29 protein-coding genes and 1 tRNA gene are annotated in these 26,810 nt (G+C 33.8%); 10 read left to right on the top strand and 20 right to left on the bottom strand.

Going from position 1 to position 26,810, the window contains the following annotated elements:
* Positions 1-4 precede the first annotated feature (4 nt).
* From HQN62_RS08555 to HQN62_RS08575, 5 genes are all read left to right on the top strand, one after another.
* Positions 5-433 (top strand): PaaI family thioesterase, encoded by a 429-nt coding sequence (locus HQN62_RS08555; RefSeq protein ID WP_173504028.1) that lies wholly within the window; start codon positions 5-7, stop codon positions 431-433.
* A gap of 2 nt (positions 434-435) precedes the next feature.
* Positions 436-1,518, top strand: coding sequence for an isochorismate synthase (locus tag HQN62_RS08560; protein ID WP_173504029.1), 1,083 nt, complete (start codon positions 436-438; stop codon positions 1,516-1,518).
* A gap of 79 nt (positions 1,519-1,597) precedes the next feature.
* The gene (gene bshB1, locus HQN62_RS08565) at positions 1,598-2,314 is read left to right on the top strand and encodes a bacillithiol biosynthesis deacetylase BshB1 (RefSeq protein WP_116795571.1); all 717 of its coding nucleotides are present in this window, start codon (positions 1,598-1,600) and stop codon (positions 2,312-2,314) included.
* A 77-nt stretch (positions 2,315-2,391) separates the two neighbouring features.
* A tRNA-His gene (locus HQN62_RS08570) sits at positions 2,392-2,465 on the top strand.
* A 139-nt stretch (positions 2,466-2,604) separates the two neighbouring features.
* On the top strand, positions 2,605-2,934 hold the full coding sequence (locus HQN62_RS08575; RefSeq protein ID WP_116795570.1) for a YegP family protein: 330 nt from the start codon (positions 2,605-2,607) through the stop codon (positions 2,932-2,934).
* Between the two features lie 72 nt (positions 2,935-3,006).
* On the opposite strand, the gene HQN62_RS08580 is transcribed toward HQN62_RS08575, so the two are convergent.
* The 7 genes from HQN62_RS08580 to HQN62_RS08610 all read right to left on the bottom strand — a co-directional run bounded on the left by HQN62_RS08580 (position 3,007) and on the right by HQN62_RS08610 (position 10,939).
* Entirely contained in the window at positions 3,007-4,116 is a 1,110-nt protein-coding gene (locus HQN62_RS08580; RefSeq protein WP_173504030.1) for a PAS domain-containing sensor histidine kinase, read from the bottom strand.
* Positions 4,117-4,372: 256 nt separating this feature from the next.
* Positions 4,373-5,389 carry a M28 family peptidase gene (locus HQN62_RS08585; protein WP_173504031.1) on the bottom strand — a complete coding sequence of 339 codons (1,017 nt, stop codon included), beginning with the start codon at positions 5,387-5,389 and terminating at the stop codon, positions 4,373-4,375.
* 24 nt (positions 5,390-5,413) lie between these two features.
* Positions 5,414-6,187 carry a dienelactone hydrolase family protein gene (locus HQN62_RS08590; protein ID WP_116795567.1) on the bottom strand — a complete coding sequence of 258 codons (774 nt, stop codon included), beginning with the start codon at positions 6,185-6,187 and terminating at the stop codon, positions 5,414-5,416.
* Between the two features lie 106 nt (positions 6,188-6,293).
* The gene (locus HQN62_RS08595; RefSeq protein WP_217362513.1) at positions 6,294-8,492 is read right to left on the bottom strand and encodes a penicillin acylase family protein; all 2,199 of its coding nucleotides are present in this window, start codon (positions 8,490-8,492) and stop codon (positions 6,294-6,296) included.
* Position 8,493: 1 nt separating this feature from the next.
* Entirely contained in the window at positions 8,494-9,360 is an 867-nt protein-coding gene (locus tag HQN62_RS08600; protein ID WP_116795565.1) for a cyanophycinase, read from the bottom strand.
* A 27-nt stretch (positions 9,361-9,387) separates the two neighbouring features.
* Positions 9,388-10,473, bottom strand: coding sequence for a cyanophycinase (locus HQN62_RS08605; RefSeq protein ID WP_173504032.1), 1,086 nt, complete (start codon positions 10,471-10,473; stop codon positions 9,388-9,390).
* Between the two features lie 13 nt (positions 10,474-10,486).
* The gene (locus HQN62_RS08610) at positions 10,487-10,939 is read right to left on the bottom strand and encodes an Lrp/AsnC family transcriptional regulator (RefSeq protein ID WP_116795563.1); all 453 of its coding nucleotides are present in this window, start codon (positions 10,937-10,939) and stop codon (positions 10,487-10,489) included.
* A 237-nt stretch (positions 10,940-11,176) separates the two neighbouring features.
* Here HQN62_RS08610 and rocD point away from each other — a divergent pair, with 237 nt between their 5' ends.
* The 5 genes from rocD (at position 11,177) to HQN62_RS08635 (ending at position 16,278) form a co-directional block, all read left to right on the top strand.
* Positions 11,177-12,427: an ornithine--oxo-acid transaminase gene (rocD, locus tag HQN62_RS08615; protein ID WP_173504033.1), complete on the top strand. Its 1,251-nt coding sequence runs from the start codon at positions 11,177-11,179 to the stop codon at positions 12,425-12,427.
* 102 nt (positions 12,428-12,529) lie between these two features.
* Positions 12,530-13,492 carry an arginase gene (locus tag HQN62_RS08620; protein ID WP_173504034.1) on the top strand — a complete coding sequence of 321 codons (963 nt, stop codon included), beginning with the start codon at positions 12,530-12,532 and terminating at the stop codon, positions 13,490-13,492.
* A gap of 187 nt (positions 13,493-13,679) precedes the next feature.
* Complete coding sequence (gene cobA / locus HQN62_RS08625) at positions 13,680-14,492, top strand: uroporphyrinogen-III C-methyltransferase (RefSeq protein ID WP_173504035.1); 813 nt, start codon at positions 13,680-13,682, stop codon at positions 14,490-14,492.
* Positions 14,489-14,725, top strand: a complete 237-nt coding sequence (locus HQN62_RS08630) for a MoaD/ThiS family protein (protein ID WP_173504036.1) — start codon at positions 14,489-14,491, stop codon at positions 14,723-14,725. Before cobA ends, HQN62_RS08630 begins: the two co-directional genes overlap by 4 nt.
* Positions 14,726-14,973: 248 nt before the next feature.
* Entirely contained in the window at positions 14,974-16,278 is a 1,305-nt protein-coding gene (locus tag HQN62_RS08635; protein WP_173504037.1) for a M20/M25/M40 family metallo-hydrolase, read from the top strand.
* A gap of 245 nt (positions 16,279-16,523) precedes the next feature.
* On the opposite strand, the gene HQN62_RS08640 is transcribed toward HQN62_RS08635, so the two are convergent.
* The 13 genes from HQN62_RS08640 to HQN62_RS08700 form a co-directional block, all read right to left on the bottom strand.
* On the bottom strand, positions 16,524-17,459 hold the full coding sequence (locus HQN62_RS08640; RefSeq protein WP_217362515.1) for a polysaccharide deacetylase family protein: 936 nt from the start codon (positions 17,457-17,459) through the stop codon (positions 16,524-16,526).
* A 5-nt stretch (positions 17,460-17,464) separates the two neighbouring features.
* Positions 17,465-18,508, bottom strand: coding sequence for an MBL fold metallo-hydrolase (locus HQN62_RS08645; protein ID WP_173504038.1), 1,044 nt, complete (start codon positions 18,506-18,508; stop codon positions 17,465-17,467).
* 35 nt (positions 18,509-18,543) lie between these two features.
* Positions 18,544-19,296, bottom strand: a complete 753-nt coding sequence (locus HQN62_RS08650) for an SDR family NAD(P)-dependent oxidoreductase (protein ID WP_173504039.1) — start codon at positions 19,294-19,296, stop codon at positions 18,544-18,546.
* Between the two features lie 269 nt (positions 19,297-19,565).
* A complete protein-coding gene (locus tag HQN62_RS08655; protein WP_173504040.1) occupies positions 19,566-19,979 on the bottom strand; it encodes a type II toxin-antitoxin system VapC family toxin in 414 nt (137 codons plus the stop codon).
* A complete protein-coding gene (locus tag HQN62_RS08660) occupies positions 19,976-20,224 on the bottom strand; it encodes a DUF6364 family protein (protein WP_116795554.1) in 249 nt (82 codons plus the stop codon). Before HQN62_RS08660 ends, HQN62_RS08655 begins: the two co-directional genes overlap by 4 nt.
* A gap of 235 nt (positions 20,225-20,459) precedes the next feature.
* A complete protein-coding gene (locus HQN62_RS08665; protein ID WP_173504041.1) occupies positions 20,460-20,924 on the bottom strand; it encodes a hypothetical protein in 465 nt (154 codons plus the stop codon).
* Positions 20,925-21,140: 216 nt separating this feature from the next.
* Positions 21,141-21,719 carry a hypothetical protein gene (locus tag HQN62_RS08670; protein ID WP_173504042.1) on the bottom strand — a complete coding sequence of 193 codons (579 nt, stop codon included), beginning with the start codon at positions 21,717-21,719 and terminating at the stop codon, positions 21,141-21,143.
* Between the two features lie 211 nt (positions 21,720-21,930).
* A complete protein-coding gene (locus tag HQN62_RS08675; RefSeq protein WP_173504043.1) occupies positions 21,931-22,668 on the bottom strand; it encodes a hypothetical protein in 738 nt (245 codons plus the stop codon).
* A 404-nt stretch (positions 22,669-23,072) separates the two neighbouring features.
* Positions 23,073-23,372 (bottom strand): helix-turn-helix domain-containing protein, encoded by a 300-nt coding sequence (locus tag HQN62_RS08680; RefSeq protein WP_173504044.1) that lies wholly within the window; start codon positions 23,370-23,372, stop codon positions 23,073-23,075.
* Positions 23,362-23,709 (bottom strand): type II toxin-antitoxin system RelE/ParE family toxin, encoded by a 348-nt coding sequence (locus tag HQN62_RS08685; RefSeq protein ID WP_173504045.1) that lies wholly within the window; start codon positions 23,707-23,709, stop codon positions 23,362-23,364. Before HQN62_RS08685 ends, HQN62_RS08680 begins: the two co-directional genes overlap by 11 nt.
* A 749-nt stretch (positions 23,710-24,458) precedes the next feature.
* On the bottom strand, positions 24,459-24,770 hold the full coding sequence (locus HQN62_RS08690) for a helix-turn-helix domain-containing protein (RefSeq protein WP_173504046.1): 312 nt from the start codon (positions 24,768-24,770) through the stop codon (positions 24,459-24,461).
* 4 nt (positions 24,771-24,774) lie between these two features.
* Entirely contained in the window at positions 24,775-25,113 is a 339-nt protein-coding gene (locus HQN62_RS08695) for a type II toxin-antitoxin system RelE/ParE family toxin (protein WP_173504047.1), read from the bottom strand.
* Positions 25,114-25,351: 238 nt separating this feature from the next.
* Entirely contained in the window at positions 25,352-26,767 is a 1,416-nt protein-coding gene (locus HQN62_RS08700) for a Sau3AI family type II restriction endonuclease (RefSeq protein WP_371811651.1), read from the bottom strand.
* Positions 26,768-26,810: the final 43 nt, after the last annotated feature.

The raw sequence follows: 26,810 nt of genomic DNA on the forward strand, positions 1-26,810 counted from the left end.
AGATATGCTAATAGATAAAGATAAAATGCTCGAATATTGTAATCAGTTTTCCAAAAACACTTTGATGGAAACGCTAAATATTGAGTTTATAGATGCTGGCGAAGGATTTCTTGTTGCCAAAATGCCTGTGAATCCATCAGTGCATCAGCCAATGGGTTTATTGCATGGAGGTGCTTCGGTGGCTTTGGCAGAAAGCGTTGGGAGTGCCGCTTCGCATTTTTTTATTAATGATAAAAACCAAGAAGTACGTGGTATCGAAATTTCAGCGAATCATTTAAAAAGTATTCGTGAAGGCTTTGTTTTTGGTACTGCCCGTATTATCCATAAAGGAAGAAGCTTGCATCTCTGGGAAATTAAAATTACGGATGAAGCTGGGAATTTAGTTTCGCTTTGCAAATTGACGAATATGGTTTTGACGAAAGAGAAACAATAATTATGAATGATTTTTTTGAAAAAGTGAAACAGCAACTACAGCAAAACTTGCCTTTTGTTTTGTATTGCAAGCCCAATTCGGATGCTATAATTGGAATGTTTCAGCAAAATGATAATTTGTATGATGTAGTTGATTTTACTGAAAAAGGTTTTGTTTTTTCTTCTTTCGACGGACATAAAAATTATATTATTCCAAAAGAGTATTCTGAAATCAAGCATTTTGCATTTGATAAAAAAGAAGTTTCTGAAAATAAAAAAGAATTTGTTTCTCCTGATGAAATTATCAAGACAAATTTTGAAAGATTAGTTGCTAAAGGAATTGAGGCGATACAAGAAAATCAATTTCAAAAAGTAGTTTTGTCTCGAAAGGAAACTATTGATTTACTTGATTTTGATTTAGTTACAACTTTCGAAAACTTAGTTCAATTATATCCGGCTACTTTTGTGTATTGTTTTTTTCATCCAAAAATTGGAATTTGGATGGGTGCAACACCCGAGCAATTGTTAAAAGTGGAAGAAGATATTTTTAAAACAATGGCTTTAGCTGGAACACAAAAAAATACTGGTTATGAGGAAGTTGTGTGGGCGAATAAGGAAAAACAGGAGCAGCAATTCGTTACCGATTATATTGTCTCGGAGTTGAATAAAGTCTCAAATTCAATTTTGGTTTCGGAACCTTATAGTGTAAAAGCGGGAAGTATTTGGCATATAAAAACAGATATCTCGGGTCAATTGAATTCGGTACAGAATTTGAACGAAGTTATTGGTTTATTGCATCCGACTCCTGCAGTTTGTGGTTTGCCAAAACTGGAATCCAAACAGTTTATTTTGGACAATGAAAATTACGACAGGACTTTTTACACCGGTTATTTGGGAGAATTGAACAGCAGCTCCACATCGGATAAAACTAGTTCTGATTTGTTTGTCAATTTGCGTTGTATGGAAATTGAAATGGGTTTTGATCTCAAAACGGCAAAAGCCAATTTATTCATGGGTTGCGGAATTACAAAAGACAGCATCCCCGAAAGAGAGTGGGAGGAAAGCGTAAATAAGTCAATGACGATGAAGAGGGTTTTTGATTTTTGATTTTAGAATGAAGATCAACGATTTAAGATTTTTAATTGCTATTGAAATTACCATTGAAAATAATTAAAATAAAACATAGATGAAATTAGATATACTGGCTTTTGGAGCACATCCCGATGATGTAGAATTGGGATGTTCCGGAACAATTTTAAAAGAGGTTTCTTTGGGTAAAAAGGTAGGGGTTATTGATTTAACCCGTGGTGAACTAGGTACGCGAGGTTCAGCTGAAATTCGCGATCAGGAAGCAAATGCCGCTGCGAAGATATTAGGGGTTTCCGTTCGTGAGAATTTGAATATGAGGGATGGTTTTTTTGTCAATGACGAAAAGCATCAATTGGAAATCATAAAAATGATTCGGAAGTATCAACCTGAGATTGTATTATGCAATGCGATTGACGATAGACATATTGATCACGGAAAAGGAAGTAAATTAGTTTCGGATGCTTGTTTTTTATCTGGTTTGATGAAAATTGAAACGGTTCTTGATGGTGAAATCCAAAAACCTTGGAGACCCAAAGTGGTTTACCATTATATACAATGGAAAAACATAGAACCAGATTTTGTAGTGGATATTACTGGGTTTACTGATAAGAAAATCGAATCTATTTTGGCGTACCGTTCGCAATTTTATGATCCTAATTCTAATGAACCTGAGTCGCCAATATCGAGTAAAAACTTCTTGGAAAGCCTGAATTACCGTTCTAGGGATTTAGGAAGGCTAACTGGCGTTGAACATGCCGAAGGTTTTACTGTTGAAAGGTATTTGGCAGTCAATAGTTTAGGAGATTTGAAGTAAATTTGCTGAATTTTTTTTAATTTTTTGTTTGTAGAAGTAAACATTTGTTCTATATTTGCAACCGCTAAGCACAAATGGTGGTTGTAGCTCAGCTGGTTAGAGCATCGGTTTGTGGTGCCGAGGGTCGCCGGTTCGAACCCGGTCATCCACCCAAAAGGCAAAAGCCTCGAAGTAATTCGGGGCTTTTTTTGTGGAGTTAAGTTTCGTGTAATAATAAATATTAATTTCTTGAATTAAAATAAATTAGATTTTATTAAATTGCTTATAATTAACCAATTCAATAAAAATTTATGGGAACATTTTTAGTTAGCAAAAGAAAGAATGATGAATTTCAGTTTGTTTTAAAAGCAGGAAATGGACAAGTTATTCTTGCAAGTGAAGGATATGCATCCAAAGCAGCTTGCGAAAACGGAATCGAGTCTGTGAGAAAGAATTCTCAAGTGGATGAAAGATTTGATAAGTTGGAAGCCAAAAATGGAAAGCTTTATTTCAATCTTAAAGCGAGTAACGGTCAAATTATAGGTAGCAGTGAAATGTATGAATCGGCTGCAGCACGTGACAACGGAATTGACTCCGTAAAGAAAAATGCACCCGATGCTGATGTAAAAGAAGATTTGTAATCAATTATAATGATTCCACAAAAAAGCTTCGAAGAAATTCGAAGCTTTTTTGTGGAATAAATTTTCGTGTTATTATTTTGTTTGGGGTGAATCTTTTTTAAACGATATAGTAAATTTTGCTCCCTCATTAACTTTACTCTCCACTTCAATTTTACCACCCAAACTGGTAATGTGGTTGTTTATTAAATACAGACCGATTCCTTTGCTGTCAATATGGTTGTGGAATTTTTGGTGCAAGCCAAAAACTTTGTCTTTTACAAGTTCCATATCGAAACCAAGACCGTTATCAGAAAAAATCAATTGATCGATTCCATTTGTCCTTTTTGAATGTATAGAAATACTAGGTGAACTGCCAGGTTTGGCATATTTTATGGAGTTGGTTATTAAATTCAGGAATATGCTTTCTAAATATGATTTATTGAAATTTACTTTTTCAAGTTCTGTAAAATCAACATTAATCGTGACTTTTGAATTTTGAATCAAAGAACTTATGGTTTGTATTACTGTGTTTAGCGATTCACTCAAGTCTAATTCTTCAACTTGGGTAATTACATTATCTTCATGAATTAAAATATCTACGTAATCATTTAAAGCCTGTTTTAAGCTTTCGCTGGTTGACTTCAAAAGTTCAATAAATTGCAGAGTTTCGGAATCTTCAATTTTTGAAACATCTAAAAGACTAAAAATAGAAAGCAGATTGTTTACAGGTGATCTTAAATCATGGGAACTGGTATAGCTTAATTTTTTGAGGTCTTTATTGATTTTTGTAATTTTTGAGAGAAGTAAATTTCGTTCCTCTTCTAGTTTTTTGTTGTGCGTGATATTTTTGGCAACTGCATAAACTAATTTTTCATCAGTTATTGGCATGGATGTCCACGAGAGCCATACAATGTTCCCGCTTTTTGTTACATATCGATTTTCGAAATTCAACAACGGTTTATTGTTAAGTAGTTCTTTACGGACTTTTGAGGTGTAATCTTGATCTTCGGTATAAACAAACTCGTTTATGGGTTTTGAAAATAGTTCTTCTTTAGTGTAGCCTAATAATTCAGTAACCGCGGGGTTTATTTTTTTGAAAAAACCATCAAATCCTGCTATGCATAATAAATCAGCTGATAGTTCGAAGAAATGTTCGAATATATGGTTGTTTGAATCCAAAATTGAATTTGTTTTTTTTGCCATTATCTATTACTACAAATGTTAGTGTTTTTGTTTTTTGGACTCAAAAACGGGAAGATTTTCAACGAAGTTTCGCAGTTATTATTAGTTTTTTAGCTGCGAATGTATTCGCGGTGGGCTAAATTACATAACGTACGATAGAACTCCAAATTAATTGGATTTGTTTTGGCTAAGTGTAATCTGGGAAAAAAGTAGTTTATAAGGAAAAAGGAGCTTCAAATTTCTTCGAAGCTCCTTTTTTTTGGGTAGATCTATTTATTTATTGAATAGCTTTGTCAACTACAATTCTTTCAGATCTGTTTGCCAAATCCCAAGCAATTACAAAAGCCAGTTGTGCTCTTTTTGCTAAAGCATCATATTCAATTTTGTTAGGCTCATCTGATTTTTGGTGATAATCGGCATGAACTCCGTTGAAAAGAAATACGGCTGGAATTCCGTTTTTAGCAAAGTTATAGTGGTCTGAGCGCTCATAGAAATGATTTGGATCTTTTGGGTCGTTGAATTTGAAATCCAAGTCTAAATGTGTGTATTTGTCGTTTTGTGCAACTGTTATGTTGTGCAAATCGCTTGATAATCTATCGGCACCAATTACATATACATAATTGTTGGTATTTGCATGTTCTATGTCGCGACGGCCTATCATGTCAATATTGATATCGGCTATAGTATTAGCTATAGGAAACAATGGATTTTCGGAGTAGAAACGTGATCCGTGCAAACCGTGTTCTTCACCAGTTACGTGAAGAAACAGTATGGAACGTTTAGGGCCGTGTCCTTCCTTTTTTGCTTTTTGAAAAGCTTCGGCAATTTGAAGAACGGCAACTGTACCGGAACCATCATCATCGGCACCATTGTATACTTCTCCGTTTTTTACACCAACGTGGTCATAATGCGCTGAAATTACCAAAACCTCGTCTGGTTTTTCAGAACCTTCAATGTAAGCCCAGATGTTCTCTGAATCTGGCAAGTTTTCATTGCGTTTGGCATTCAAGTATGCAGCCGGTACTGGCTGGTAATAGTTCGTAGCTCCTTTTGGATAGGATATTTTGCTTTTTTTGTATTGGCTGATAAGATAATTTCCGGCTTTTTTTTGTCCTTTGGATCCTGTATCGCGACCTTCCATTTCATCAGAAGCGACAATATAAAGTCTGGTTTTTAGCTTATCGGCTGTTATGGTGTTCATGAACTTGGTCGGGTCATCGTTGTTGACCGCTTTTTTTTGAGCAAAACTGGAAATAGTTGTGATAAACAACAAGAGGGCTAAGACTTTTTTCATTTAGAGATTGGGATAATTAAGTTATTATTTTTTTAATACTTCGTTTATGAATAGTTTGAAATGCTCGAAAGAACGTTTAGCTGCTTTTTCATTATAGGCAGCACCTTTTGAATTGTCATTTCCAGATTCTGGATTGGTAAAGGAATGGACAGCATTGGCATAATAAATCATTTGCCAATCGGCTTTTGAATCTTTCATTTCTTTTTGGAAAGCTAAGATTTCTTCGGTTGATTCATAAGGGTCGTCGGCTCCATGACATACCAAAACTTTTGCGGTAATAGGCTCTGTGGATCTTAAATCATCCTTGCCTAAACCTCCATGAAAAGAGACGACTCCTTTTACATTCAGATGACCACGGGCTGCTTCAAGTGCTCCAGTTCCTCCAAAACAATATCCAATAACGACAATGTTTTCTGGATTTGCTCCAGCTGCAATTAATTGTTGTAAAGCTAAAGAAATGCGTTTTTGATAAGCTTCAAAGTTTTTTTTGTAGAAACCTGCATTATTTCCGGCTTCATTATTGTCTTTTGGGTAATTCCCTTCGCCGTAAATATCGGCTATAAAGGCATAATACCCCATTTTCGAAAGTTTGTCGGCGGTGTCTTTGGAGAGTTTGTCAATTCCCTTCCATGCCGGCAAGATTAAGATACCCGGTTTTTGGGTACTGCTCTTTATAGGTGCAATCTTAAAACCATTCAGAATTTGGCTACCATCTTTGTATTGTACTGGTTTTAATTGTGCAAAAGATTGACCACCAAACAATACCATTCCTAAAATTATAAATTTTAAATTTTTCATGGCTTTATTTTTTTACAAATATCTGAATAATAATGTTATAAAAAAACCTTGAAAGTTACTTCTTTCAAGGTTTTGTTTGGATTATAAAAGTGAAGTGTTTTATGAATTATTCTCCAGGATGGTAGGTGCGTTCGGCATTTTTTTCAATGTCTTCCCTGTAAAATAAAACATCCTTGAACAGGCCTTTTTGATACATTACGGCTTGATCCATAAAGTGTTTTGATTTTAGATCACCGCTATTTCCTCCTGCCAAAAGTGATTTGGCTTTTATTTTTGGGCCAAATTCAACGGCGCAAACAAAACTATTTCCATTATAACCGTATCGCTTTTTGGTTCCGTTTTGATAGCTACTTTTATATGCTGGTAAACTTCCCCAAAGTGCTGGTCCATTTCCTATTGGTAAACTTTCGAGCGTGTCATTAAAAGCTAAATCAATGTCTCCGGAAGAACGCTGAAATCTGTTAAGGTCTCCCCAAGGGATTTGCCAAGTTCCAAATTTTGTTTTTAATTCACTTACCACAGTTTGTAACTGCGGAATAAGTTGATCGGCGGTTGCGGTTTTTGCAAATTCAATAGTGTTTTCTACTTGATCCATTTCGCCTTCGTCTATATACACTTTTTGTATAATTGGGTTTAGTTTGTATCCCCATTCATTGGCCAATGTTGTGGCTACAGAACTTTCGTTGGCATAATAGTCCCATTTTTTTAATAGCGTAATTGGTTCTATTAACTCTTTGTACATTGGATTTTCGGGTTGTATGTTTTTTTCAAAACTAGAAACCAAGGCCGGAATTAATACTTCAAAAATAGAAAGTTTTGTATCGTAGCCATCGGCAATTACTTTGTCTAATGTATAACTGTTTCCTTTACTTAAAAGACGAACAGCATTTATTGCTCTAAAATTCTCTCCGTCGGGAGCCATGTATGGCAAATAATCGGCTTCTTTTGGACTGTTGATTCCGGCAACACTGTAGGGAGTTGAATTGCAGTTTTGTAACCATCCGTTATTAGGATTGAAAAGATGTACGGTTTCGGAAGGATCGTGCAAACCTTTCCATTGTGTTGCCGAAGTAGATCCGTCAACAACTTTACCCCAGTCTAGGTCTTTATTTCGAATAGGAATAAAATTACCGTGCCAGTAGGCAATATTTCCTTTATTGTCTGCATATACGGTATTATTTGAAGTGTTGGCTTTCAATTCCATTGCTTTTTTATAGTCATCAAAGTTTTTGGATTTTGTTCGCAACCAACTTTGCTCCAAACTTTTCATCGAACGGTTGTTGGATTTTAGACTAATCCATTTTCCGTCTCTTTTTGCCATTATTGGGCCGTTATTGGTAAAATAAGTGGTAAAAGTTTTAGGAACTAATTTGCCTTTTTCTAAATAACTGATGGTAATTTTCTTTTCTATAACCGGATATAATTTTGAATCATATTCGTAAAACAGTTTATTGTTTTTGGTTACGATTTTTTCAGCGTACATATCGGCAACATCGACATTCGAAGAGGTGTGCATCCAGCCGCAATTTTCATTAAAACCTTGGTAGATAAAAAATTGCCCCCAAGTTACCGCTCCATAGGCATTCAACCCTTCTTCACTGTTAATTTGTATTTCGGGTCTAAAGTAAAAGGTTGTGTGCGGATTGATGTATAAAATAGCATTTCCACTTGCTGTTTTTGAGGGAGCGATTGCAAAACCATTCGAACCCGTTTGCATATCCTTTACTTTTTCGACATAAGTCAATTTATCAGCACCTCCATAAAAAGATTTTAGTTCAGCATTGGATAAGTCGGCTGTACTAATTGCTCCAATGCTTCCGTCCGTCCAAAGTAAAGGATACCAAGGTTCGAAATGATTGAGCATCAAAGGTTTTACTTCAGGATGTTTGTGCAAATAGTAGTTTATACCATCAGCGTAACTATTCAATATTTTTTTTAGCCAAGGAGCTGCATTCTTGTAGTCGGTTTTAGCTTCATCGACATCAATTAATAATCTAGTTTCTAAGTCATTATATAAAACGGAATGGCCTTTTACTTCCGCAAGGCGGCCAAGTTTGTCTATGTAATTCATTTCTACTCTCTTGAAATCATCTTCACATTGTGCATAAAGCATGCCAAAAACAGCATCAGCATCAGTTTTTCCGTAGATGTGTGCAATCCCCCAATTGTCTCGAATGATAGTAACCTGTTGGGCAATTTTGTTCAATCTGTTTATTTCTTTGGAGTCCAATTTTTGGGCATAACCAATTAAAGAAAAGCAAAAAAACAGCATTCCGGCTCTGACAATATTTTTGTAATTAAGCATATTATTTGATTTTGAATTTTTGACCTTCGTAGTAAATACCCATTTCTAATTTTTTGATTCCTATGGCATTGTTTCTAGGCGCCTTTGTGATTTCGTTTGGATTTTGAACGACAATGACTTCGCTTTCTCCAGCAATTTCAATTTCTTTATTGCGTACAATTATTGCGGTACTTTCGTCTATACCTATGCCGATGTGAGTAGGGAATTCAACCAATCCGGAAAGGAGTCGGTTGTAACGACTTCTTTTGAGAAAATGCTGATCTATAATTACATTTTTGATCAAGCCTAAACCTTCGGCAGTTTCTAGATTGTCATATCGTATATTATTAAAGGTTTCTGTGTATTTTGTTTCCAGTTTTTGGTTTCCGGTAATCATATGTTCACACATGACCGCTGCTCCTGCACTCGTTCCTGCAATGGTGCTTCCGTTTTGATAAGCTTTATGTATGGCATTGAAAACAGGAGTTTTGCTTACTATTCCCATAAATCGGGTTTGATCGCCACCACTTATAAAAATAAGTTTAGCTTTTTGTAATGAATCAACTAAAACAGGATTTGTTGCCGTCTGTTTGTTGAAATTTAACATTACAATACGATTAGGTGTTAATTTCTGAACTTGTTCTTTGAAATAAATATAAGCACTATCAGGCTCTTCACTTGACATCGGTAAGACAACAATATAATCTTTTTTCTGTAAACCGGAAATTGATAAAAGCTGAGTCATTAGTTTGTCTGAGCGGTTTCCTCCACCAATAATAAAAAGTTTTCCTTTTGGAGTTTGTGCTTGATTGAAGTTGCAAAGCAAAAATATTAGGAATAATGGGAATAATTTTAAAATAGTTCTGCTGGTTATTTGATTGGTGTTCATAGTTTTTTGTTTTAGAAGGATTTATAGTTATTCAATAGTAAGTACTCCATTTGTACAATACATATTTTTATAAGTTCCACCTGAAACAGTTGACCAATTAGTAAGATCAAAACTGCCATTGCCTGAAGTATTATTTCCTGAAATGGTATATACTTGAACGGCTTTTTTGTTTATAACCCAATTTAAAGGAGTTGCAGAGGAGCAGTTTTCAGGAGCGCCTTCTTTTGCATTTAAAAAGTAAGCGGTTCCGTTTCCAAATACGATTGCTTTACCATTTTCATCTATGCAAACAGCTGTTTCTTCTTCAACGCCAATTCCTTTTGGAGTTGTAATTGAAAAATCTTTTAGTAAACGAGCCAGAAAAGTAAAGTGTCTGCCTTTTCGGTCTGGATTGTTGTAATGTGTATCGGTAATGGTGTTTTTCAAATACGGATTGTTTACAAAATCCCTTTGTATTGTCATGTTTGCGTTATATGGATTTGCAAGTGCTTCAGCAGAGGTTACAGAACCCTTTTCTGCGGTATATACAGCATCGCCCATAATGGCACAACCGGCGCTCGTTCCACCAATGGGAATTTTTTTTGTCGTTATCAAATAATTCAATGCGTCTTCTACTAAAGTGTTTTTCCAATAACTGATGTAATTGAATTGGTCACCACCAGCTATAAAAACCATTTCGGCTTGTTTAATTCTTTCTGCAACTTTTGGGTTGTTGGCTAATTCTGCACTATTTATTAATAAGGTTTCAACCGAGTTGACTTGACTTTTACCATCTGCTTTTACCAAGTCATATAGATATTGATTATATCCAGTGCTACCTGTTGCTCTTAATACTATGACATCGCCTCCTTTACTTTTGTTGATCATCCATTTCATAGCGGCATCAACATCAGTTGATCCACCCATTAAAACCGTTCCAAAACTTGATGATACATTTACATTACTGGTGTCTCCTACTATACCTATAGATGATGGTAATTTGAATGTAGGTTTTGGAGTAGGAATTGATTCGCTTTGATTACTGTCACAGGAAAGCAGCAAGAAGGCTAAACTTAAACAAGATGAAATAAATGCAATTTTTTTTGTGGTTTTAATGAATGGATTTGAAGACATTTTTTATAGTGGTTTATAAAGTTACGTTTCGCTTAAAAGCACAACCTAGCTCGATGATAGAATCGGTTTTGGCAATGCCTGGTATATTGTCTATTTTTTCATAAAGTAATTTTCTCATATGCTCATGATCTTTGGCTATCAATTTAATGTATAGTGTAAAAGATCCGGTAATGAAATAACATTCGGTTACTTCGGGTATGTTTTTTAAAGCTTCAATGACTTTATTAGAGTCTTGGTCTTTGTTTAAAGTAATTCCTGTAAAAGAACCCCAATCATAACCAATTTTTTTTTCGTTCAATACTGGTTTTATACCTGTAATGATTTCTTGTTCTATTAATCTATTGATGCGTTGATGCACCATTGTATTCGATATTTTAAGATTGTTTGCAATTGCCGAAAAGGCCATTCTACCATCTTTCTCTAACTCTTTAATAATGCTGATGTCAAATTCATCTAATATGTCCATTTCTAGTTTTTTAAGTTAAAATCACTTTTTTTTTCAATTATAAAAGTAATTATTTTTTAAGTATATGCTATACCAAACTATAAAATGAATTCTAACATTAGTAAAATGACTTTATATTTAAAAAATAAAACTATTTTTAATCTAAAAAATCAATATTTAAGTCAAAATTAATATTTTATTTGGTAAATAAAAAATTTTTGCTACTTTTGTGTAGAGTTTTTAATAAAAAAAAGAATTATGATACATGCAACACAAGAACTTTCTTCAAAATCGGAAGTTTTAATTGAAAAAGAAAATAAATATGGTGCTCATAATTACCATCCACTACCGGTTGTTTTGGAGAGAGGTGAAGGTGTTTATGTGTGGGATGTTGATGGGAAAAAATATTTTGATTTCTTATCTGCTTATTCAGCGGTGAACCAAGGACACTGTCATCCAAAAATTGTTGGGGCAATGATCGAACAAGCGCAGCGATTGACTTTGACTTCACGTGCATTTCATAATGACCAATTAGGGGTTTATGAGGAATATGTAACCAATTATTTTGGGTTTGATAAAGTGTTGCCTATGAATACCGGTGCTGAAGCTGTAGAAACGGCTTTGAAATTATGTAGAAAATGGGCTTATGAAGTAAAAGGAATTGCTGAAAATCAAGCGCAAATTATTGTATGCGAAAATAATTTCCACGGAAGAACAACAACTATTATTTCTTTTTCAAATGATGAAGGAGCAAGAAAAAGCTTTGGTCCTTTCACGGAAGGATTTATAAAAATACCATACGATGACACTGAAGCTTTGGAGAATGTTTTGAAATCTTCTAAGAATATTGCAGGTTTTTTGGTAGAACCAATTCAGGGGGAAGCTGGAGTTTATGTTCCTAGCGAAGGTTATTTGGCGAAAGCCAAGGCACTTTGCGAAGCACATAATGTATTGTTTATAGCTGATGAAGTTCAAACCGGTATTGCCAGAACAGGTAAATTATTGGCAGTTCACCATGAAAATGTACAACCTGATATCTTGATTTTGGGGAAAGCCATTTCGGGAGGAGTTTATCCAGTATCTGCAGTTTTGGCCAATAATGGAATCATGAATGTTATCAAACCAGGTCAACACGGTTCTACTTTTGGGGGAAACCCAATTGCAGCTGCTGTTGCAATTGCAGCTCTTGAGGTAGTGCGTGAAGAAAATTTATCTGAAAATGCAGAAAAATTAGGAATCCTTTTGAGAAAAGGTCTTAATGAAATTGCTGAACGTAATCCATTAATCGCTTTGGTTAGAGGGAAAGGTTTGTTGAATGCCATTGTAATCAATAGTGGAGAAGATTCAGATTTGGCTTGGGATATCTGTCTTCGTTTTAGAGATTACGGATTATTGGCTAAACCTACTCATGGAAATAAAATTCGTTTCGCACCACCATTGGTTATTACGGAAGCTCAAATTCAAGAATGTCTTGTCATTATTGAAAAGGCTTTAAATGATTTTAGATAAGTTACTAAAGAAAGCTACTAAGTTGCTAAGCTTCTGAGATTCTAAGTTTTTTTCTTAGATTCTCAGAAACTTAGATTCTCAGAAACTAAAATAAATTTTTTGATGCAAAAAGTAATAAAGATTATCAAAAACCGATCGGATATTGGGGCAGGAACCCGTGGATCTGATATGGGGATTGATGCAATAGAGATTGCGGCGATAAACAAAAACAGTGATTATTTTAATGAATATGAATTTGAAGATGTAAAAACGCATAACGAATCCATCTATGATAAATACCGTAGTTCTGTTGCCAAAAGGATTGAACATGTTGTTGAACAATGCACTAGGGTTAATAAAACAGTAAAAAAGAGCTTGACCAATAATTGTTTCCCTATAGTTTTATCTGGAGATCATTCTTCGGCTTTGGGAACCATTAGTGGTATAAAAGCTGCTTATCCAGAGCAAACAGTTGGTGTTATATGGATTGATGCACATGCCGATTTGCATTCGCCATACACAACACCATCTGGGAATATTCATGGAATGCCATTGGCTGCCGTGCTTGGTGACGATAATTTAGACTGTCAAGTCAATGACGTAGCCAAAGATACCCAAGAACATTGGGACGAAATGAAAAATATTGGTATTGATGGTCCAAAAGTATTGGCTGAAAATTTAATTTATTTTGGTGTTCGCGATACTGAGGAAGCAGAAGATAAGCAAATCGAAAAACTGCATATTCGAAACTATAAAGTAGATGAGGTTCGTTATAGAGGATTAGAGATCTGTGTTGGTGAAGCTTTGGCTAAATTGGCTCACTGCGACGTATTGTATATTTCATTTGATGTAGATTCGATGGATTGTGATTTGATTTCGTTTGGGACAGGAACTCCTGTTTCAAGAGGATTTGATCAATATGAGATTATTGACATTATCAACAAAATTATTGAATCTAAGAAAGTAGTTTGTATTGAAGTAGTTGAGGTAAATCCGCTTTTGGATACTAAAGGTAACAAAATGGCCGAAACCGCTTTTCAGGTTTTGGAAGCGATAACAGCTACTCTTGTTTTGCCTATTGAATAATTAGTTTAAGAGTAAGAATTTGCCCAAAATCTCAAGTTTTGGGCTTTTTTTTGTCTAATAGTTAAAAGTGGTTCTTTTTTAGAAAATAATAAGCAAATTTATTTTTGTCAATATTTTAAATACTTATATTTGTATAAGTATTAATACTTAGTTATTTCGAAAATAGTACCATTTATACCTTGAGATCATGATACAAATAAATAAGCCAAAGTTAACAATAGTAGGAGCTGGACCAGGTGATGTTGAATTGATTACCCTTAAAGCGATAAAAGCATTAGAAGAAGCTGATGTTGTTTTGTATGATGCCTTGGTCAATGAAGAGTTATTGCAGTATGCCAAACATGCTGAAATTATATTCGTGGGAAAACGTTTTGGTTGTCATGCGTACAGCCAAGATCAAATTAACGATCTGATTGTGTCAATGGCCAAAAAGTATGGTCATGTGGTTCGCTTAAAAGGGGGAGACCCTTTTGTTTTTGGAAGAGGAAGCGAAGAAATAGATTTTGCTTTGCAATTTGGTATTGAAACTGCCATTGTTCCTGGAATATCATCTGCATTGGGTGTACCGGCTTCCAACGGAATTAGTTTGACACAAAGAAAGGTAGCTGAAAGTTTTTGGGTAATTACCGGAACAACTTCTGATCATAAATTGTCTAAAGATGTTGCCTTGGCTTCACAATCTTCTGCTACTGTTGTTATATTGATGGGAATGAATAAACTGAATGAAATTGTTGCTTTGTACCAAAACAATAGAACAGACGATTTGCCAGTTGCGATTATTCAAAACGGAACCCAAAAATCTCAAAAGAAAGTTATAGGGACAATCAGTACTATTGAAGGCTTAGTTAAAAAGAACGAAATTGCTTCACCGGCGATTATTGTAATAGGAGAAGTGGTTAAAAATGCTTCGGCGTTGACTTCGTATGTGAAAGCAGAAATGCTTTCGGATGCATTTTTGGAAGAAGAATTTATTTTACAAAATTTAAATGTTTTCGAATGATTGTAATAAAGTATTTTGGTGCTTTGGTAGAACGTACCAGATGCCGTGGTGAAAAAATAGATTTTTCGGATTTGCCGTTAAGTAAATTATTAATCGAATTGGAAATGAAATACCAACTTGGACAATTTCCTTTTAGTGTGGCAGTAAATCAAAAAATAATAGATAAAGTCAACAATCAAATTCTGAAAAATAATGATATTGTGGCTTTATTGCCTCCTTTTGTTGGAACATAATTGTTTTTTATAAATGATGGCAAAAAGGTAGGGTGCTAACCCTTAGCCCCGATAGAAGTGAAAATCCTCTCTCGTTTTTAGAACGAGAGAGATTGAAACGAATAGCGGGAACAATGCCTCCAAAAATGCCAAATCTTTCTGCTTCAAAATCAGAATTGAATTCAGGTGAAAACACCTAAATCATTACTCTTTTTTACAAATAAAAAACTACTTTTGGTTTTACTAACCTGTATTTGTAAAAATAAAATATGAGAAAAATTATTGTAAGCGGATTTGTTTTGAGTCTGTGTATTAGTGCGCATGGACAATCGATTGATAAAATTATTACTTCCAGCGAAGTGACGCGAATTGAGAAAGTACTTGCTGCGGATGATATGCAGGGGAGAAGAACTTTTACTCCCGGTATTGATAAAGCATCGGCTTTTATTGAATCTGAATTTAAAAAAGCAGGATTGCAAACCTTTATGGGAGCAGCCAATTTTAGACAAGAGTTTGCTATGACGGAGTCTAAAGCAATTGCATCCAAAATAATCATTGATGGAAAAGAAATCGATAATTCAAAGGCCGTTACATTTTCATACCAACCCCAAGTTTCTTTAACGGAGAAAAGCGATATAACCGTTGTGAGAATTAACAAAGGAGATAATCTAGGTCAAAAATTTAATGAGTATTACAACGGAACCAAAAGTTATTTGGTACTGGTTGATGCTTCTTTTGACAAGGTGTTGCCAAATATTCAGCATATTGATAGAATTAAGGCTAATCCAGAAAATAATACGGTTTTGTTCGTTTTTGGAGTTCCAGAGGCGACTACTTTTTCAATCGAACTAAGCAATACTATCTCCAAAAAAATGCTGAATAATGTGGTTGGAGTATTGCCGGGGAAAAGCAAACCAGATGAATATGTTATCTTTTCGGGGCATTATGATCACCTTGGTATAGGTTCCCCAGAAGAAGGAGCTCCTCATACAGTAACCGATTCTATTTATAACGGTGCGAATGATGATGCTGCAGGAAGTACCGCAGTTATTATGCTTGCCAATTATTTCAAAAAACAGAATAACAACGAACGAACCATCATTTTTACAACATTTGTAGCTGAAGAATTGGGAGGTTTTGGATCTAAATATTTCTCGAAACAACTTAATGCCGATAAGGTGATTGCTATGTTTAATTTAGAGATGATTGGAACTGAGTCTAAATGGGGAAAGAATTCTGCTTATATTACTGGGTTTGAAAAATCGAATATGGGAGAAATTTTGCAAAAGAATTTGGCAGGTACAGCTTTTAAATTTTATCCAGATCCGTATCCGCAGGAGCAATTGTTTTATCGCTCAGACAATGCAACTTTGGCCAAATTGGGAGTTCCTGCACATACCATTTCGACTTCAAAAATGGATAGCGAGCCGAATTATCACACTGCCGATGATGAAATTGAAACATTGGACATCGCTAATATGACCGAAATAATTAAGGCTATTGCCCTAAGTTCATCATCAATTATTAGTGGAAAAGATACTCCAACAAGAGTTGACAGTTCTCAGTTGAAATAATTATATATCAGTTATAAAATTAGAAAAGCCCCGAATTTATTAGATTCGGGGCTTTACCTTTTAACCGAAATTCCTAAATAGGAATTAATTTCACGAAGATACTCAAAGGAGACACAAAGATTCGCAAAGGAAAAAGGATCCTTGAGATTAAGCATAAATAACTTTGCGAAACTTTGTGAATTCTTCGCGTTTCTCTGCGAAATAATATCTAATGCTTATTCTGTGTTTAAAATATAATCTTTATATTATTCGTTTGATAAAACGATTGTCTTTCCTGGTAAAACGGAATAGGTTTTTCCATCTTTCTTAAAAAAGACTGACAATGAACTTGGATTCATTACAATGCTTTTGTTTACAGAAATTTTCAAATTGTTGAAAGCATTGATGTAATCGACAATGTCAATTTGTTTTGCGTAATAAATGCTTGGATTGTTGGAAATCATTTTGAAGAATTTCTCAGTTTCGTTCCATTTATTTTCATCATTTCCAATTTCATAACTGTGTCCCCAAACATCCATTAATGCTAAATTTTTGGATTGAAGAAATTCATTTATGGTTTGATAAAAATGTTCCAATTCTCTTTTGTCATTTTCAGGATTATTGGGTTCCGTGTATGCTTTTCCAAATTGGTGCATAGTCGGTCGCCATTGAAGGAAATCTTCTGGGATATTAAAATCATAAGAGTCGTAAACCGTTCTTGCATATTCAATTCCCAATCCTTTGATTGTCTCAATTAAAAAGTTATTATAGTTCCCAAAGGGATATGCCATTCCTCTAACGGGATAATTGACTAATCGTTCTAATTCTTTTCTGTCCTCGGCAATTTCATAAACGATATCAATTTTGGATAAGGCAGTTAAATTTGGATGATTAGCCGAATGAACCGAAACTTCGTGACCAGTAAAAAGCTCTTTTATCTCAGCTTTGTTGAGGTAATTAGTAAGTCCCAGTTTATTTGAATTGAGATGAAATGTCCCTATTAATCCATATTTGTTCATTAGTTTGACCAATCTTCTGTCTTCAGAGCGTCCATCATCGTAGCTCAAAATTAGTGCTTTGGATTTTCCTTCCGGAAAAAGCATTTCTATTGGAATACCGATTTTGGTAATTTCAGGATTGACTTGAGCGTGTGCTGAGTTAAAGAAGACAATTAGAATAATGGATAATAAGGATATTTTCATTTGTATTACTTATTTAGATTTACCCACCAAGTAGGCCTTTGAGAATGGTTAGTATCGAATAATTCGCCTATTTTGGGTAAACAATAGTTGCGGTTTTTGCTAGTTGCTTCTTGAGTAAAACGTTCTACCGGTTCTGTCCAAGTGTGTTGAGCCAAGGCAAAACCTGCCCAATGCACCGGCATCATATTTTTTACATTAGCGTCTATTGAGGCTTGTATACTTTCCTCAGGATACATATGAATTCGGTGCCAATTTTCATTGTATTGGCCACATTCCATAAAAGCAAAATCAAATGGACCTAAGCGTGTGCCTATTTCTTTGAAATGTTCACCATAACCGCTATCACCGCTGAACCAAATGTTTTCATTAGCAGTTTTTAATGCCCAGCCACCCCAAAGTGATTTGGCTCTGTCGGCTAATCCTCTGCCCGAAAAATGTCGGGTAGGAGTGAAGGTGATTTGGATTCCTCCGAATGGATTTTCGTCCCACCAATCGAATTCGGTGATTGTATCTTCGTGAATTCCCCAAGAAACCAAATGTCTTTTGACTCCCAATGCTACATAAAATTGTTTGGTTTTGCTTTTGAGCTTTTGAATACTGTCATAATCCAAATGATCATAATGGTCGTGGGAGAGTAATACTAAATCTATTTTTGGAAATTCATCTATGAGGTCTAATGTATTTTGACTAAATCTTTGAACTGCAAAAGGGGCAATAGGTGCAGCATTTGACCCCAACATAGGGTCGATTAGAATTGTTTTATTGTCCAATCGCATCAGTATTGCCGAATGACCGTACCAAATGCTTTGCATAGATTGATGAGGTTGAATAAAAAGTTCTTTATCGAATGGAATAATAGATAAGGGTTTCTGAGGTTCTCTAGCTTCTTTTTTACAAAATTGTTTGTATAACAACTTTGGTAAGGTCTGAATGCTGATATTCATTTTGGTTACTTCTAAATTCTCGAAGATTTTTCCATTCCAATACTTTGATTTTGAATATTTTTCAATGTCCGATTTTTTCGCTTTTGCACCAAATTGCTTTCTCATTTTATCTAAATTGACTCATTATTATTCGATCGATTTTATTTTTTATAAATCATTGTAGGTGCAGATTGGGCTTTAGAGTATATTGTTACATCGGCAATGGTTACTCTATCTGGAGCGTTGACGGCATAAGAAATAAAATCGGCTATATCTTCCGCTAATAATGGGTCGTAGCCTTCATAAACTTTTTGTGCTTTTTCTTTATCTCCTTTAAATCGAACTTCCGAAAATTCTGTCGCAACTGCGCCCGGCGCGATATTGGTTATTTTGATTCCGTGTTCGGTTAAGTCAAGCCTCATCCCTTCGCTTATAGCTTCCACTGCTTTTTTTGAAGCACAATAAACGGCACCGTTTGCATAGGTTTGTTTTCCAGCAATCGAACTTAAATTTATGATATGCCCTTTTTTTCTTTCCAACATTTGCGGAATTATGGCTCTTGAAACATATAATAATCCTTTCACGTTTCCGTCTATCATCGCATCCCAATCGTCAATCTCCCCATTCTGAATTGAGGAAAGTCCGTGGGCATTACCAGCACTATTTACCAGTACGTCAATATTTTTCCATTCGGCAGGCAAGGAATTAATTTGAAGTTCTACTTCTTTTCTGTCGCGAACATCAAATATCAAGCTGTGAATTTTCACATTCGTGGATAGTACATTTTTTAATTCTTTCAGTTTCTCTGAACGTCGTCCGCACACTATTAAGCTATATCCATCTTGGGCTAATTTAATCGCAGTGGCTTTTCCTATTCCTGAAGTTGCACCTGTTATTAAAGCAATTTTCGTCATTTTTTCTGTTTTATATTTTCTGTAAAAAGTGTGGACTTCTAGTAAAGCCCTTTTTTACATTTTGTTTTTGAATCCTAGTTCTTTAAAAGAACATCAAATATACGATTCCTTCATGTTTCAGCTATACACCCTAGCGTTCTGGCACTACAGCGGTTTTGGGACTCAATTAAGCCCTATTTTCGGATTTGCCAAATCTTCCAAATACAAGACCATTTTAAAATTAAGCCAAATCCCCAAATTGCTTGTAGCGTGTGTTGGCAGTAGTCGCTTTATATAATGCTACTTAAATACTCCTCGGCTGTCATAATTGGAATTGTAGAGTGCTTAAAGTCTTTTCCGTTTCTGGTTATAATCATTGAGGAGTTAGATTGTAAAGCAGAAAAATATTGAACAGCATCTTCAAAATCTTTAAAACTCGAATTCAGCGCTTTATCTATTGTTTCTTCATTGATCTCACAAACTTCACAGATTATTTTAAACTTTCGAAGTTTATTCAAAACAGATTCAGATGTTTCATATTTATTTAAAACGTAATCTATTGTCGTGAATGAAAGAGGTGAGACAATTAGAGTAAGCTTTTTTTGATCAGCCAAAGTAGCAACTTTAGCAATAGAATCAAAAAAAGGAACTCTTTCCCCCAACAAATCTAATATAACGTTAGTGTCTAAAAAAATTCTGCTCATTTGTATTTTTGTTCTAAATAATCAGCACGATCTTTTTTATAATCATAATCAGCTGGAATTTTAATTCCTGAAGAAAGACTTTTTACAAACGGCGAAATTTGTATGTCATTATTTGTTTTATCTGAAGTCAAAGAATTAAGGTAGTTTTCTATAATTCGAGATAAGCTTAATTTTTTTTCAGAAGCATAATGTTTAGCTTTTTCAATTATCTCTTGGTCAAGCTTCAATGTGAGTTTAGTATCCATAGCGTAAAATATTTATACGTACAAATATATGAATTTAGGACGGAATAAATATAGGTTTACGTTTTTTTTTTGCGATTACTGCCAACGTTCCCTTGCTACAAGAGGTTTGGGGTTAAATTAAGCCTTATTTTCGGATTTGCCAAATCATCCCAAATACAAAACCAATCTTTCCATTAAGCCAGATGCCCAAATTGCTTGTAGCGTGTGTTGGCGGTAGTACATTCTATTGACATAATTACTTTTCAAAAATTGGTTCAAATTTAGATTTTAAATTCTGGAATATTATATTCAAAGTAACAAGACCGAGTATAGTCATCATTAAATCAAGCCAGTCAAATGTTCCTAAACCCTTAATAAGTTCTAATAATTCATATGCCAAAAGTAGTCCAAAGGTATAGAGACTATAAATCAATAGTTTACGTTTTGACTCAATATAATTAAGGCTCTTATTTCTCAGACAAAATATAGGTAAAGCAAATGCGCACCCAAAACTAGGTATTATACCAAACCAAAATAATACAGTAGAATTTCCCTTAAAAAAAGGCCTTAATTCCATAGGTAAAACATATAAAGTCCACCCAAAAATGAATAATAAAATTAGAGGTAGACTTTTTTTATTCCTAATGCCTAATGCAGAAATTACAAGAATTAAAAAAAGGATTAAAACTATTTTACCAGTAAATTGTCCAAATTGATACATTTATAATTTTATTTGTAAATTTTTTATACGTTTCAAAAGTTTGTATTACCGCCAACGCCTTGGCACTACAGCGGGTTTGGGACTAAATTAAGACCATTCTTCGGATTTGCCACTCGAGCGATAGCGAACAGGCGAAGCAAATCATCCCAAATACAAAACAACTTTCCATTAAGCCAATTGCCCAAATCCGTTGTAGTAGCTGTTGTGTGTAGCCTATTATATTCCAAATATTTCATCATTAACAGATAAAATTTTATTTATATCTGGTCTTTTAGAAGAATAAAGAATTTCAATCGTATCTCCCTCTTTTAAAGATTTATTTTTAATTATATCAGAATGATTGATGTTTGATTTATCCAAAAATTTATAACCTCTTATTTCTCCCATATTTGTTTTTGAATACATTTCATAAGTGACAATTCCTTTCGTTTTAATACCATTTTGATTTAATTCATTTTCTTTATATTTTAATGGTAAATAGTAACAGGCAAACAAACCAATTACTACAGTTAAGAGTGAAAAGTTCGTAGTTAATTGGAAAGCTTTTGTCCCTCTTACACCAGACAATTCTATTTGTTCCTTTCTTAAAAATTGTGGCGGAATTTCGGTATTTCTTTTATCAGGAAACATTTGGCTAAAAATATAATAAAAAGAAAAAATTGAGCTTCCATAAGCAAAACTTACAAGAAAGAAATATGCCATTGGTCCCATTTTCAAATTTGGAAAATAAGCCATAAAAGCCGTAATAAATAAAATTGCAATGGGTGGTAAAAGTGCTCTTTGGTATGGTTTCATTTTTAGTGGTTTTTTGGTAGGTTACACACAACGTCTTGGCACTACAGTGGGTTTGGGACTAAATTAAGCCCTATTTTCGGATTTGCCAAATCATCCCAAATACAAAAAGAACTTTACATTAAGCCAATTGCCCAAATCCGTTGTAGTAGCTGTTGGCATAGTTTATTTATACATGAGTTGTTTCAACCAATTTTAAGCAAATTATAAGTTTTTATCGAAGTTTTAGGTGCATATTTTCAAAATCCATTTTTACAAATATGTTACCAGTACTTGTTTCTATAATCCCATCCCTTGCATAATATTCAAAAACAATTTCTTTATTAATAAACCTCTTAATCTTCATTTCATCGTTATATTGACAGATGTTTTTTATAATTATTTTATTTTTTTCTTTGTCATATAGCCAAATTCCAGTTTCATATGCCATCAAATTTTCATTCAAAGAATCATAATTTGATTTATAATTTAAATATTCATCTAAATATATTTTTTTATCTCCTAATTCTGTTCTATAAACCCCAGAATAATGCTCAATCCATGTTTTCCTTTCTACATCATCAATTTGTCCATACATTAGACAATTATTATTTCTTTCTATATCAGAATAAATCTTAATCGTTTTTTTATTTTTTATTTGTTTAATAATCTCGTTAAGGTTAAAATATTGGCTTTCACAATATTTGTTTTCCTCCACGTCATCTGTATAAAACAACCTACTTATTTCTTTTTTATTAATTATTTTTATAGGTATTTCAAAAGTGTAGTTATAGTGTTTATCTATTATTATGAATTTTTTTTTGTCGAATTTCCTACTTTTTGTAGAATAATAAATTTTTTGATTTTTTTCATAATATGTTGAGTCAGCTTTTCCACTAATTATTAGGGATTGAGCATTGACAAACATGTTTTGTGAAACCGCAAGAATTATGATAATTAGAGTTCTCTTCATTTATGAATTCAAATTAATATTTTTATTGATACTTTTTAAATTAAAATTTTGCATACCTTTTTTCTTCCTTATTATTTTCTTGATTTTTAGCACTTTTCCACCGTTAGCTTTCGATTTCAAGACGGTAATTTAATATTAATTCTAACTAAAGTCTTTTAATGTTATGAAAATCAATCATTTGTATTTTTAATATTTGCCTAAATTTTCACTTTCTTCAGTTAGCTGAAGGAGTCAATTTGGGCGCGAATATGAGGGTAATTACTGGTAACGTTCTCGCGCTACAAGCAGTTTGGGATTAAGGAAGCGTAATCTTTCGGATTTGCCAAATCTTCCAAAGACAAACCAATTTTTCCATTAAGCCAAATCCCCAAATTGCTTGTAGCGTGTGTTATGGGCTGTGGCTTTTAAAGTTTTATTGAGAGTTCCAAATGTCCACCCAATCCAAGTTCAACAATTTTTTGCAATGTTGATAAACGCACTTCTTTTACGTTGTTTTCAATTCTTGAAATATAAGACTTAGTAGTACCGCATTTAATTGCGAGTTGCTCTTGTGTCATTCCTTTTTCAAGTCGCGCTTCGTGTATTAAAACACCAAGTTTAAACTGTTCATATCCAGCATCTAATTGGTCACGTTCCGCTGTTCCTACTTTGCCATAGTGTTTGTCCTTAAACTCTGATAGCGTTTTTATGTTGTTATTTTTCATTTTTATATTCCTCCATTATTTTAAGTGCTTTTTCGATTTCTTTTTTCGGCGTCTTTTGCGTTTTCTTTTGAAAACCATTTGCTAAAACCACAATTTTTCCTTTGTCAAAAAAGCAAAATATTCTAAAAATATCGCTCGATTGTTGAATTCTAATTTCGTAAAGTCCGTCCGTGCTTTCAATATGTTTAAGATATGTTTCGGGTACTTTGTCAACTTCTTCTATCAAGTCAAAAGTCCAAATTATTTTGGCTCTTACTTTTTCCCTTTGCTTCACAAAGAATTCTTCAAAGTAATCTTTGTAAAATGTTATTGTTCTAGTTTTTCTTTTTTCTTCCACGCCTTAAAATTACAAATGTTGCACAAAAGTACAACATTTATTTTGCTTTTTTATCTTTTTTGTTAAAGGTTGTTTTTTAGTGCGGTGCGGTAAACTCTCCTGTAACGTTCCCGCGCTACAAGCAGTTTGGGATTAAATCAGCGTTATCTTTCGGATTTGCCAAATCTTCCAAATACAAACAAATCTTTCCATTAATCCAAATGCCCCAAATTGCTTGTAGCGTGTGTTATGGGGCGATTGTTTTGTCGAAATTACAATTAAACCGCAAAATTTTCACGTTTCAGTTGGCGAAATCCAATTTTTAAGTTTAGGTTTTCGGTTTGCAATTTTCGGCGTATTATTTTCAATTATTCACTTTTTAATTTATGCGCAAAACTTTTCAAGTTTCTGTTTTTCACGTTAGAGTAGGAGAGTTCAAATTTTTACGTTTCTATTTTCCAAGTTTCTGCTTACAGATTCCGACTTTCAAGCTTTTGCTTTTCAAATTCTAATTTTCCGACTTCGGTTGGCGATTCCAACTTTCACGCTTCCGCTTTGTAAATTTCCTGCGAGTTACAAACTTCATTTCCAAATCGGAATTACCTGCGTAATTTCGGCACAATTGCCCCATAACGTTCTGGCACTACAGCGGGTTTGGGACTAAATTAAGCCCTATTTTCGGATTTGCCAAATCATCCAAATACAAAACCATCTTTCCATTATGCCCAATGCCCAAATCCGTTGTAGTGGCTGTTAGGCGATCGGCAATTTTAGTGGATTGCTACATTCTGATTTAGTAATTCTACATTAAAATTAATTTTGGCATTTAAGGCTTTAAAAACTTTAATAATTGTGTCAAATCTTGCGTCAGTTAAGCTATTCTCAATTTTTGAAATTTGAGCTTTTTTTACTCCAACTAATTCTCCTAATTGTTCTTGTGTCAAATTTCGTTCTTTGCGAATTTGTTTAATTGTTTGGCCAATCAAGTCAATTTTCAATTCGTTTTCAAAATTTTCTCTATTTGTTGTTCCTTTTTCTCCAACGAATTTATCTGTTACTTCATCTAAACTATATGTTTTCATAATCTTATTTCTTTTCGTTAAAATATTTTACTCTTAATGATTCTGCTCTCTCAATTTCTACTTTCGGTGTTTTATCCGTTTTCTTTATAATTCCGTGAGTAGAAATCACAACTGTATCTTTTTTGTCTGATTTGTCCCAAAAAGCAAAAAGTCTTAAATATTGCTTCTTGTATAAAGTTCTAAATTCCCAAATCTCACCATCGAGTTTTTTGAATAATTCATTATCGTTTACGCTTCTCGATTTCCAAATATTATAAAGTATTTTTTCTCTAGATTTTGGGTCTAGATTTTCCAAAAACTCTAAAACTGGTTCAAGAAATTCAACTTTAAATTTATAATCCATTTTTCACTAATCTTAATTTTCTGTAAAGATATAAGTTTCCTTTTTAAGAAACAAATGTTATTGATTTCTTTCGGTTGCTCGTTGCTGTCGCCTAACGTTCCCGCGCTACAAGAAGTTTGGGATTAAGGAAGCCAAATCTTCGGATAAACACAAATTTATCTGATACAAGACCAACTTTAAATTAAGCCAAATGCCCAAATTGCTTGTAGCGTGTGTTGGCAGTAGTACCTATCGGTTTCTATTTCAGATAAATTTCATTTTTTACATAAGTATTGTTCAGCCAAAAACAATGCTTTGTGTATTCATTTTGCTTTGTTAATTTGTCTTTTTTCGGCAGTTCAAAAGTGTCGGAAGAATCTTTTGCGTGAGGACGAACGTGAGAAATGGAACTAAATTTCTTGCTGGGAAAATTCGTGAAACGAATTTCCTTGCCTTTTTTATTAGTTTTTATTTCTTTTACGATTTCGCCTTTTGCAACAATTTGTTTTGTTTTTGTCCAAACTTTTTCAACTTCAATTAAGTCCAAATATGGCATATTCCAAAATTTCACTTTTCGTAAAATTAGTTTTTCGTTCTCGAATTGAAAGAAAACAAATAGAAACTTATGTTCTAAAACATCCTTGAAATCAGAATCTTCCCAATCTTCATTTACAATTTCTTCGTATTTGAAATTTGGAAATGAAATATCTTCTTTTGGTAAATCATTTTCTTTTAAACGAACTGTTTTTACAATAATTTCCGCTTTTTCAAATTCTTCGATTTCTTTGTCAAGTTCAATTCCGAGAATCGCTTTTGTCAAACTTGCGTAAAAATTTTTTGCTTTTGTATTGATTTTAATTTTCAGAATTTTTATAATTTCTTCTTCAGTTTTTCCATAAAACGGTTTAAATTTAGAAATTACAATTTCTTCAATAGTTTGTTTTTTAGCAACTTGAACGTTTGGAATTAACTTTCCATAAATTTCTTTGCTTTCATTTGCAATCGAGGCAATTATATGATTTACATAACCTTGCTTAAAAGAATAGGCTCTTTGTTTTGCTGGTATTTCTGAAAAAGGTTGTTTTCTAACCGACAAAGCATTTGCACCTTTGGTGCAAGCTCCAAGATAAAAAGTGTCGCCTTCTGAAAGTTCGTGTGCTTTTCCTTCGGCTATTTTCTTTGTGATTAATTCCCAATCTTTCTTGATAATTTCTAAATCTGTGGATGGAAAACTCCATTCATCAACCAATTTTATCAAATAGTCCAAAATATCAAAACCCGCTTGGTGTAAATAGAATATCAAAAGAATGCTTGCATTCTTTTTGACAAAATCACTATTTTCAAAATTCTGATTAACAACATTAACGTAGTTAATGATGTTTAAAACTAATCGCTCTTTTGAGCGAAATTCGTCATTTTTTAGTTGTTTTAATGGCGAAGATTTTAGTTCCATTCCAATTTGAGCAAAATCTGCTTCTGACACAGAATTGGGTTCGTAACCAAAATAAAATTTCTCTAAAACTTGTCCGAAATTCCCTTTTCCTGAATACGAATGTTCTAAAATTTTTGGGCGTTCCCCAAGGGGCGGGCTTTTCGTTCCAATCTTTTTTGGCAGAAAAAGCCAAAAAAGGATTTCCTCTGCAATCCCTAACGCAATATCGATTAACCGAGAAATTTATCTTTTTAATGATACATATTGTCTGTTGATCAAAGCATAC

Source organism: Flavobacterium sp. M31R6, from assembly GCF_013284035.1.
Classification (GTDB): Bacteria; Bacteroidota; Bacteroidia; order Flavobacteriales; family Flavobacteriaceae; genus Flavobacterium.

Coding starts and splice junctions, on each gene's coding strand:
- HQN62_RS08635 (WP_173504037.1), top strand. CDS start 14,974: ATGAGAAAAATTATTGTAAGCGGATTTGTTTTGAGTCTGTGTATTAGT.
- HQN62_RS08695 (WP_173504047.1), bottom strand. CDS start 25,113: ATGGATTATAAATTTAAAGTTGAATTTCTTGAACCAGTTTTAGAGTTT.
- HQN62_RS08655 (WP_173504040.1), bottom strand. CDS start 19,979: ATGAGCAGAATTTTTTTAGACACTAACGTTATATTAGATTTGTTGGGG.
- HQN62_RS08670 (WP_173504042.1), bottom strand. CDS start 21,719: ATGAAACCATACCAAAGAGCACTTTTACCACCCATTGCAATTTTATTT.
- HQN62_RS08630 (WP_173504036.1), top strand. CDS start 14,489: ATGATTGTAATAAAGTATTTTGGTGCTTTGGTAGAACGTACCAGATGC.
- HQN62_RS08560 (WP_173504029.1), top strand. CDS start 436: ATGAATGATTTTTTTGAAAAAGTGAAACAGCAACTACAGCAAAACTTG.
- HQN62_RS08605 (WP_173504032.1), bottom strand. CDS start 10,473: ATGTCTTCAAATCCATTCATTAAAACCACAAAAAAAATTGCATTTATT.
- HQN62_RS08650 (WP_173504039.1), bottom strand. CDS start 19,296: ATGACGAAAATTGCTTTAATAACAGGTGCAACTTCAGGAATAGGAAAA.
- HQN62_RS08640 (WP_217362515.1), bottom strand. CDS start 17,459: ATGAAAATATCCTTATTATCCATTATTCTAATTGTCTTCTTTAACTCA.
- HQN62_RS08665 (WP_173504041.1), bottom strand. CDS start 20,924: ATGTATCAATTTGGACAATTTACTGGTAAAATAGTTTTAATCCTTTTT.
- HQN62_RS08690 (WP_173504046.1), bottom strand. CDS start 24,770: ATGAAAACATATAGTTTAGATGAAGTAACAGATAAATTCGTTGGAGAA.
- HQN62_RS08680 (WP_173504044.1), bottom strand. CDS start 23,372: ATGAAAAATAACAACATAAAAACGCTATCAGAGTTTAAGGACAAACAC.
- HQN62_RS08585 (WP_173504031.1), bottom strand. CDS start 5,389: ATGAAAAAAGTCTTAGCCCTCTTGTTGTTTATCACAACTATTTCCAGT.
- cobA (WP_173504035.1), top strand. CDS start 13,680: ATGATACAAATAAATAAGCCAAAGTTAACAATAGTAGGAGCTGGACCA.
- HQN62_RS08660 (WP_116795554.1), bottom strand. CDS start 20,224: ATGGATACTAAACTCACATTGAAGCTTGACCAAGAGATAATTGAAAAA.
- HQN62_RS08620 (WP_173504034.1), top strand. CDS start 12,530: ATGCAAAAAGTAATAAAGATTATCAAAAACCGATCGGATATTGGGGCA.
- rocD (WP_173504033.1), top strand. CDS start 11,177: ATGATACATGCAACACAAGAACTTTCTTCAAAATCGGAAGTTTTAATT.
- HQN62_RS08555 (WP_173504028.1), top strand. CDS start 5: ATGCTAATAGATAAAGATAAAATGCTCGAATATTGTAATCAGTTTTCC.
- HQN62_RS08600 (WP_116795565.1), bottom strand. CDS start 9,360: ATGAACACCAATCAAATAACCAGCAGAACTATTTTAAAATTATTCCCA.
- HQN62_RS08575 (WP_116795570.1), top strand. CDS start 2,605: ATGGGAACATTTTTAGTTAGCAAAAGAAAGAATGATGAATTTCAGTTT.
- HQN62_RS08645 (WP_173504038.1), bottom strand. CDS start 18,508: ATGAGAAAGCAATTTGGTGCAAAAGCGAAAAAATCGGACATTGAAAAA.
- HQN62_RS08580 (WP_173504030.1), bottom strand. CDS start 4,116: ATGGCAAAAAAAACAAATTCAATTTTGGATTCAAACAACCATATATTC.
- bshB1 (WP_116795571.1), top strand. CDS start 1,598: ATGAAATTAGATATACTGGCTTTTGGAGCACATCCCGATGATGTAGAA.
- HQN62_RS08590 (WP_116795567.1), bottom strand. CDS start 6,187: ATGAAAAATTTAAAATTTATAATTTTAGGAATGGTATTGTTTGGTGGT.
- HQN62_RS08595 (WP_217362513.1), bottom strand. CDS start 8,492: ATGCTTAATTACAAAAATATTGTCAGAGCCGGAATGCTGTTTTTTTGC.
- HQN62_RS08675 (WP_173504043.1), bottom strand. CDS start 22,668: ATGAAGAGAACTCTAATTATCATAATTCTTGCGGTTTCACAAAACATG.
- HQN62_RS08610 (WP_116795563.1), bottom strand. CDS start 10,939: ATGGACATATTAGATGAATTTGACATCAGCATTATTAAAGAGTTAGAG.